Source organism: Oligoflexus sp. (assembly GCF_035638955.1).
Taxonomy (GTDB): domain Bacteria; phylum Bdellovibrionota_B; class Oligoflexia; order Oligoflexales; family Oligoflexaceae; genus Oligoflexus.
Genome location: NZ_DASQYZ010000410.1, coordinates 1 through 4,996, shown reverse-complemented (window position 1 = coordinate 4,996; position 4,996 = coordinate 1). Strand labels below are relative to the sequence as shown.

Here is a 4,996-nt window from a genome sequence, read left to right as displayed (position 1 = left end):
CCATTGCCGCCTCCGGGGAGGCGGAGGACTGGATGCTGAAACAAGTTCAGCATGACAACCCACTCGACGGCCAGCGACGATCCTCTTTCCAGCCCTGGCGTAAATTTCATGACCCAGTGGTAATTGGTGGTATGATCAACTTCAAGCCCGCGCTCCGCGGCCATCTCTTCAAGATCCCGGTAGCTCAGCTTATAGGAAAGATACCAGCGGACATGGAGCTTACCGGAACCAGAGATACGTTTGAATTGTTGAGTGTGGTAGCTGCCTCGCTGGCAATATCAAGTACATGCAATACTTTTTGGTGTGATATGTCTGTCGCCATCACCTTGGAAAGCGTTGTGGCACATGATCTGGATGAGGTCTTGCCATCAAACGGTTGAATCAAAATATTTCGCATCAAATGATAGTCAACCTTTTCTGGCACTTAGTTTCCGCCGTTGTGCTGGGCAAGCGAATCTGCCGATTCAGCTGGGCGAGGTTCCGGAAGCTCAGGATCTGCCGACAGAGGGTGACCGGTACTAATGGCCTTCTTTGCAGTAAATTCCTGGATCGCCCGTCGATCTTAGGCGGAATCACCCGCGCTCAAGGAATCCATCCATGTCTGTATTCACAAAAGCCAGTCTGGCAGCAGTCATTGTTTCATCTGCTGCCAGCGCACAAACCAGTCTTCTGAACGTTGTCGCCGTTCAACAAGCCCGAATCGACGCCCTGGAAAATCAACTCAAAGAGGACGTTTGCGGCACCTACGGTCAGGTCGTTTTCAACTCGGTGGCGAATCTCAAAGGAACTCAAGCAACGGGCGACCAAAATACCCGCACTTTTTGGAACATCCCTTACGTGGAGCGGTTCAAAACGAAAGGCCAGCTGACGCGCAATCTCAGTAAAAACTATTACAATGGCGACCTTTATCGGAAAGGGCCCGCTGTCTATACGGATGTTTTTGAGGATCTCAGCGGGAAAATCATTACCATTCTCCGCGCCCAGGCCGATGGCATCGACGAACGAACAATGCACTTCATCAATCCCAAACTCATCGGCGGCAACGAGCTCAGCTATACTCATCAATTTGCCAGTGGTTGGTCCTCGAGCGATCAAGATTTCGACAGCCATGGAACCCTCAACTGCGCCACCTCCTATGGCAACGTTACGCAACACTACGGCACATGTTGGATCTACAATCTGGGCGTCGATGCGGAAGGCAGTAATCTCGATGAGGACTGGGGTCCTCATATCAACTCCGACGTCCTGGCTCCTGCCGGCTCCGGAGTTCAAACGGATAAAACTCTCTATACCCGCGTCAGCCGAGTGACCCGCTGTGCCAAACCTATGTAAAAGCCCGTCCTTCAAAACGTCAAATACACACATTCAACTCCAGGGCTGACCCATTTCCACCTAGGCCTTTTGGACCCGAAATGAAGTGATTTGACCAGCCCCAGCCCCGCCGCAATACTCCGGCTGGTTATCATGCCGGAAGAATTGCAAGGCGAAAAGGTCAGCCTTAAGAGTTCTGGCGGATGAAAGGCTCATCATCCCTTGAGGGAATATCTCAAGGTTCGTGGGCAGGCGACGATTCAAGGACCTGCAGATCTACCGATTCGGGCCGATGGCAAGGCGATCGGGACTGGGACTTTTCATTTCAAAGTCCAGCCCCTGAGCCTGCGGGTGCTGATGGCACGAGCGAAATCACGGGATGCCTCAAGGAATCGGACATTTCAGGATTTACTGATTGGAGCACGACACCATATAGCAGTTCCCGCTGATCATTTGCCCACCCTGAGGTTCACAACGATCCATATCATCCGGTCGCGACAAGGTTTTCTTGTAAAGGCTGCAGCCGACATAGGTTAGAACCGAACGACCGTTTTTGACGAAATTGTTGGCAGCGACTGTGCCGGATCCATCGATCGTCATCAGCGTGGTTCCGCCACCCGAATTGAAGGTATCGTTGTGATGAGCGCCACCTTTATAGAAGGCGAAATTTCCGCCGGTGCGAAAATATTCGGTCCCCCACTGAATACCGATGCCGTATTCCTGGTTCCAGAGATTCACCATTTGCCGCACATCGGCTCCGAAGTCGACCGATCCCTTGATTGCCAAACTGGTTTTCAAGGAATTCAGGAGGTCCTGAATCTGTTTGCCCTGCGTCTGAATCAATAGACTCTGCTCTTTCAACTGATTTTGTTGTATGGCAGCGACTTTCCGAAGATCGGAAGCTTCGTCAGCATGCAGTTGAGTGGTTATTCCTGCTAAAAGTACAAACAAAAGTGTGCCGAGGGTTTTCATGAACAAACATCTCCTATGAGCCATGCGCTTAAGCCTGGTCGGGTTATCCTCCTCAACGACGTGACAGACGGGTTTTTGCGCCCTTAAAATTCATAGAGGATGTGTATGTCATATCAACATATAAGCAAGTCATTCAGGGGCATATGTGCAATAGTGGCAAGTCCGACAGCGGGAGGAAAGTCTCGCCTTCGGGTGTCGACACCAACTGGCGAACGCCCATACGGTCGATTTTAAGGCGCGACAGAACTTCTCGGCTGATGAATGCCGACGCTGGCGATTCCAGGTGCCACCTGAGGCCCATTTTGAGAGCGTCATTGACCATGGAGGTGTCCATTGAATCTTCAATGGAATAGCCAACGACTTTTCTCGAAAAGACGTGTTTCCTTCACAATTCGCGCCAATCGATGTTTCCCCGCGAAACGCCTTGAGAGTTTGGTCTTCTCCGCGTCCATGAAGGCGAACCTTACATCTGCTCCTTCGCGAAAAAGACCATCGCCCTTCGCAGAATTTAGCGTTCCACGCGGAGCTGCTCGTAAGCGAACCGCTTCGGCATTGAATTCAGGCGAGAATTTTTGTCGATTATTCACTTATTTGTTAATGGTTTTTGACTTCACTTCATGGCTTCATTTGTTTCCGAGGACATCTTAGCAGATGGCTCTACAAAACTGGGGGAACTTCAGAGCGAGGCTTTGACAACGATCTGGGCTCGGAGTCTGGCGACGTCCTCCTGCAAGGCCTCAAGAGCCTTTTTCTGGGCTTCAATGAGAGCCTGTTGCTGTTCCACGATCGCCTGCTGCTGCTGAATAGCCTGAACAATGGGAGCTGTCAGGCTTGGATAGTTCATCGCCAGCATACCTTCCTGATCGGCGACGACCAATTCAGGAAATTGCTTTTGGACTTCCTGGGCAATGAAACCGATGTCCTTCTGTTCTGCAACTGCGGCCTTGAGGTGGTAACTCACCGGGCGAAGTTTCAAGACTTTTTCCAGCGAGTTTTCCAGGGGCTTGACATTGTCCTTCAAACGAATGTCAGAGCCGGAGAGCGACGTCTGGAATTTAACGTTGGCGAGGCTGCCGTTCATATTCTGGAATTCAAACCAATGACCATTGCAGGAACCAAAATTACAGTCGGCACCTGCGGCCAATTTTAACAGTCCTGCGAGCTGATAACTCGATTGGGCCGCGAAGTTATAGCTCGCAACGCCACCAGTTGACCAATAACCCCATCCGGCCTCCTCTGTACCATTGACGGCATTGATCCGCAACCATTCATCCCCGGTGTCCTTGAGGATCCACTTGGAACCACCGATGTATAATTCTCTCGACCAAAGCTTGTGGGCTGCTAGACCACCGTAATAGTCATTGGTGCCGTTGCCGAAGATTCGCAGCCAGTCATCATTGTGAGTATCCGACAAAAGCCACTTGCTATTGAGAAGCAATTTTTGTCCGGTGAATATTCCACTGTTGAAAATCGATTTATTCGCCTCATTGACGCCTTCAATCTTTTTCATTCGGGCTTCGTGAATCGACAGAATAGGACTGGTTACTTCGGCGGCCGAAGCATGCGTGGAAGCAAACAAGGCAAGGCCGAACAATGCTGGAGTCAAAATAAAAAGTTTCATGGAGTTGCGCACCTTTTGATGGCGTTAGACTAAGCCGGGAACCAAACCCTAATCCTCCAGACGGAACAGTCTGCAAAAGACTGCAGCACGCCGTATGTAAGCACACAAACGAGATGCATAAAATTCCGATGGTTTGCCTTCATTGCGGGTGGCAGGTGAGAGTCATAGCCGCTATCACCCGTAAAGAGTCCGTCCATGAGATCCTCGGGCAAATGAATCTACCCATAGGGCACGTGTCGATTTATATAGATAAGCAACGCCGGCTTTCTTGAAAAAAACTTGCAGCATTTGGTCCTTTCAATCGCTGCGGGTTAACTTCCAATGTCAACGGCCAGCGCACGACTCGCTCGGGATGGATCGGATCATTTTCCGCCGACGAAGCCTGTTCCGCGAAATACGATTTGTGGCCGGCGACCGTGGTGACGATAAAACCACCGGGAAAGCTGTAGCTGAGAATTTCGCCGGATTTGCCGAAATATTTGATACTGGCCGGTTGCTTGGTGTAGCGAATTTTGACGAAGGACGAGGAACTCTCCAGGGAAGGCTCAAAGCTAACGACATCGTTATTTTCATATAACTGTCGAGCCATGATTGTGAAATCTTTCTTTAGGAATTGTAAGTCGTCCAGATAAACATTGGCAATCAACTGAAGGGCGTTCCCAAGGTCCCAAAGATAGGTCCCGCTCCCTTGCCTTACGATGACCCGTTGTCCTTCTGCATCAATCTTTTGAATTTCGACTCCAGCATCAGCCCTTAACCTATGACTGGGCACCCAATCATTCCCAGTCTTGCGAAGCTGCTGCAATAGTCCGTCTGAGCAAGCAACAAATAGCCTATCCCCGGCTTGATTCAATCCAAATGTGCCGAGGTCGCTATCCTTACATGGAAATATTGGACTCGCTTCATAACCTGTACTGCTGGACACGAATTTAACAAGCCGATTGTTAATTTTGTAAGGACCCCCAATTCGCAAACCAATTAAGCTGCAAATCGTTCCATCCATTCGGACGGAGTTAACATGTCAAGAGACCGATGCGGTCTCTCGTTGTGATAGACATCAATGAACGAAGCGATGGCACTTCGTGCTTGCTC

Annotated in this window: 6 protein-coding genes; 2 read left to right on the top strand and 4 right to left on the bottom strand. The window is 50.2% G+C overall.

Going from position 1 to position 4,996, the window contains the following annotated elements; genetic code table 11:
- Both VE954_RS34930 and VE954_RS34925 read left to right on the top strand, forming a co-directional pair.
- Positions 1-380 (top strand): hypothetical protein (locus tag VE954_RS34930; protein WP_324961813.1); only part of this gene is annotated, 380 nt, incomplete at its 5' end.
- Positions 381-597: 217 nt separating this feature from the next.
- Positions 598-1,332 carry a hypothetical protein gene (locus VE954_RS34925; RefSeq protein ID WP_324961811.1) on the top strand — a complete coding sequence of 245 codons (735 nt, stop codon included), beginning with the start codon at positions 598-600 and terminating at the stop codon, positions 1,330-1,332.
- A gap of 387 nt (positions 1,333-1,719) precedes the next feature.
- Here VE954_RS34925 and VE954_RS34920 read toward each other — a convergent pair whose 3' ends face one another.
- The 4 genes from VE954_RS34920 to VE954_RS43940 form a co-directional block, all read right to left on the bottom strand.
- Positions 1,720-2,283, bottom strand: coding sequence for a hypothetical protein (locus VE954_RS34920; RefSeq protein WP_324961809.1), 564 nt, complete (start codon positions 2,281-2,283; stop codon positions 1,720-1,722).
- A 676-nt stretch (positions 2,284-2,959) separates the two neighbouring features.
- Positions 2,960-3,904, bottom strand: coding sequence for a tail fiber domain-containing protein (locus tag VE954_RS34915; RefSeq protein WP_324961807.1), 945 nt, complete (start codon positions 3,902-3,904; stop codon positions 2,960-2,962).
- Positions 3,905-4,145: 241 nt separating this feature from the next.
- A complete protein-coding gene (locus tag VE954_RS34910; RefSeq protein WP_324961805.1) occupies positions 4,146-4,550 on the bottom strand; it encodes a hypothetical protein in 405 nt (134 codons plus the stop codon).
- Between the two features lie 332 nt (positions 4,551-4,882).
- A partial coding sequence (locus tag VE954_RS43940; RefSeq protein WP_349263836.1) for an integrase core domain-containing protein occupies positions 4,883-4,996 on the bottom strand: 114 nt, incomplete at its 5' end.

Bases quoted from the DNA above. Each gene is read 5' to 3' on its own strand.
- VE954_RS34915 (WP_324961807.1), bottom strand. From the start codon at position 3,904: ATGAAACTTTTTATTTTGACTCCAGCATTGTTCGGCCTTGCCTTGTTT.
- VE954_RS34920 (WP_324961809.1), bottom strand. From the start codon at position 2,283: ATGAAAACCCTCGGCACACTTTTGTTTGTACTTTTAGCAGGAATAACC.
- VE954_RS34925 (WP_324961811.1), top strand. From the start codon at position 598: ATGTCTGTATTCACAAAAGCCAGTCTGGCAGCAGTCATTGTTTCATCT.